We start from the raw sequence: 3,221 nt of genomic DNA on the forward strand, positions 1-3,221 counted from the left end.
TTTTCTTTCCAGTATATGCCAAATCAATAAATACACCAATTAAAATACACTTCCTATATCACTTAATCTCAACTTAAGATTTATAGCGTATAATTATAATAACATTATTATTAATAGGACACCAATATGAAATTGCCTTTTTCAGAATTTAGTTTTGAAGAACTCTGCACTATTCTTTACAAAGAGAATGCACAAGAATTTCTTAAAGTAGAATCTAGCGCTAACGACGAGCAAATACAAAAAGATTTAAATAGAACTCCTTTTTTATCACGAGACTGTCCAAGACAAGACATGCTAGATTATTTAGAAAAGGTGTTAAACCCATCTTCTTTTATACAAGGCTCTATTACTGGGGCTTTTTTTACCTCAGCATTTAAAAACAATATCACGCGTGAATTACAAGAGGATATAGATAAGCTCGAGGAGTTCCAAAATCATCATAGTAAGCTTGATTTCTTTTATATGAGTAACACTAGCAATAAAAAGTTTGGATTTAGTTTGTTTTCTTTTGAGAATAACTGGGTAATTTGTGTGGCTGATGTAGAAAACAATAAATTTTATTTAAGCGCATCACCATCCCTTTTAGAATCCTTTAAAAAGTTACAAAACCATTCAAAAAAAGAGGAACAATTTCTCCTTGACAAGGACATGACTCAAGTTATCGATTTTATATTTGATAAAAAAAATGATTCAATAAGCCCTGCAAAAGTAACTATGCTGTCTAGGTCATTCTCTACCAGCGACAATAATTGTGATATTCTTCGTTATATTAACGATGGAGCGCCTTTACAATTGCTTCCATCTCAAGTCATAGATGCAGAACTCAAATATCTTGATTCAAAGGGGTTTAATATTGAATCAAAAGCTTGTCGTACCTCCTTTATTGAAGAAGAAGAGGGTTTCGAGCTCTTAATTGATAAAGAAGAGGGTGGCAGCTTAACGAATGAAGAAGAAAAACCATCTACCTCTTTTGAGGAGAAAGAACAAACAGAAGCAAATCTATTCTTTGTGTGTACTCACGAACAGAGTAAGTCCAAAGTTGTTTTATTTTCCCCATCTACTGATATATCTCCTCAAGACGTTAACGAAAAAACAATAGGATCTTCTCAATATCTTTTGCATACTCAGGTCATTGCTGAAAAGTACATCAATAAGGGGTATACATGCATTCTACCAGTTCTTGAATATGCTGATGTAACCATCACTGGTTATTCTGCGACATCGCGGCGACATCATGTCATGTTGGCGTGGTCAAAAGATGAGCTTGGATTTTTTGACCCTAAGTCAGGTAAAATAGGAGGCTTACTACCAAAAATTATAGGAGGTTATTCGAATGAGGTTTTTAAGTCTTTTGCGAATAAGGCAGGGTACCACGTAGAGAACGCAACAGAAAAAACTCTCAAAAAGGCATGGTCTTTTTTCGGCTCCTCTGAATCTAATAAAACTTATGAAAGCATTAAGGAGCCAAAAGTTCAAGAAACCTTGGACTTCAATAACTGTGGGTATTTTTGTATCTATCGATTCAAAGCTCTTATCGACGCTCTAGTGAACAAAAATAACAAACCCATATTAAACTCACGAATTGATCCAGGGAATATAAAGAACGTTCTAAGAGATTTGGTAGATGAAATATCATTGGAAATAGCAAAAGAAAATAAAAATGGATTTAACCATTATAAAGAGTCTTTTGATAACTCTTTTTCGGAAATAAATAAAAACCCAGGTGCATGGGCAGAGGTTGGAAAATTAAAAGCACCCGAAGGCTATCAGAAGACAAAAGACGGAGCTGCTTATACAGAAGTTAGTTTATCTGAACTATCATTTAAACTTTTATCTGCTAAAGAAATAGAAGAAATACGCAGTAAATATAAAGGTATCGAAGAGCTAAATATAGGTAGTCAATTTTTACCCTAAATTATCTAGAGAGTACATGCAATTAATTAATATCTGGTTGTTTGGGATAAATAGATGAAGTTAGTTGCTTTAGTTTGAGTCAGTTTAAAAAACAAACTGATACAGTCAACCTTTTGGTGAGAAAAATGCCAGATTATAAAAATTTACCCAAATTTGGTGACTTAGAAAAATTTGGTGAAAAAAAAGATGGAAAAGAAACTAATTCGATAAATGGCTTTTATAAAGATAAACAGGGCAATGAGTTTTTTATAAAAAAGCCATCTGAAAAAAAAGAATTATTTACCGAATTTTTTGCAGGCAAAATTATTTCTTTGTTTAAAGAAGAAGGTCTTATTTCGAAAACTAATGCAGATGGTTTTATATGTGCCGACCTTATTAATGTTGGCGATTCTGAGTTTGCTTTAATTCAACCCAAAAAAGAGTTCACTCTGCTTTGTGAGAAAACTTCTGGTAGCAAACAAAGGCGCGCGTTTTACGAAATGATAAATGGTAAAAATGCCTATACAAACGCAATTTCCAGTCTTGATTCTTATTTCGGTCTATCTCTTATAGTTTTTATCTCTTTACTGTTTAGTGATTACAGTATACATGGGGGAAATATTGGTCTTTTGACTGGCCCATATCAAAATCAGTTTTGTCGTTTTGACTTTGGTGCTTCTTTCCGACATTTTTTTAAAAATGAAAAGATATCTAATCCACATGAGTACACAGGATTGGCAGTGTATAAAAAGTTCACAAAAAACTATCTGTCTTATTATCAGAATATCCCTGGTTTCTACGAAACAGTAGCAGAAAAAGCTGAGGATTTTTTATCAAATATTAACCAACCTGAACTTAAAGACATAGTATCGCAAGCATTTAACAGCATACCAAAGAGTGTGTTTTTGCAGAAGGATATGGAAGAAATATCCAAATACATGGGGTTGGATACGTATGATAAAGATATATTTGTTGAAAAGATTTCTCACCATATTTTAAAACGTGCTAAAGATATTAAGGACGAACTAGCTACCCAAGAAAAATCAGAGAACACTCCACGTGTATATAAAAGCACTATAGTTAACAAAAACTCAAGTATCTTTGAGATTCTTAGTATTACTGAAAAAGAATCAGAGGATGATATTATTAGCAAGGAAGAGTCAGTCATTAGCAAGGAAGAGTCAGTCATTAGCAAGGAAGAGTCAGTCATTAGCAAGGAAGAGTCAGTCATTAGCAAGGAAGAGTCAGTCATTAACAAAGAAGAGTCAGTCATTAACAAAGAAGAGTCAGTCATTAACAAAGAAGAGTCAGTCATTAACAAAGAAGAG

General features: G+C 33.2%; 1 protein-coding gene and 1 pseudogene. Both read left to right on the forward strand.

Annotated features, from left to right (window positions below; all coding sequences use genetic code 11):
- Positions 1-126 precede the first annotated feature (126 nt).
- Entirely contained in the window at positions 127-1,914 is a 1,788-nt protein-coding gene (locus tag Lfee_RS16445) for a hypothetical protein (RefSeq protein ID WP_058448081.1), read from the forward strand.
- A gap of 125 nt (positions 1,915-2,039) precedes the next feature.
- Positions 2,040-3,221, forward strand: a pseudogene (locus Lfee_RS16450) (hypothetical protein); the annotation flags it as partial.

Source organism: Legionella feeleii (genome assembly GCF_001467625.1).
In the GTDB taxonomy this organism is placed as follows: Bacteria; Pseudomonadota; Gammaproteobacteria; order Legionellales; family Legionellaceae; genus Tatlockia; species Tatlockia feeleii.

Excerpts from the sequence above, each read along its gene's own strand:
- Lfee_RS16445 (WP_058448081.1), top strand. The coding sequence starts at position 127 with ATGAAATTGCCTTTTTCAGAATTTAGTTTTGAAGAACTCTGCACTATT.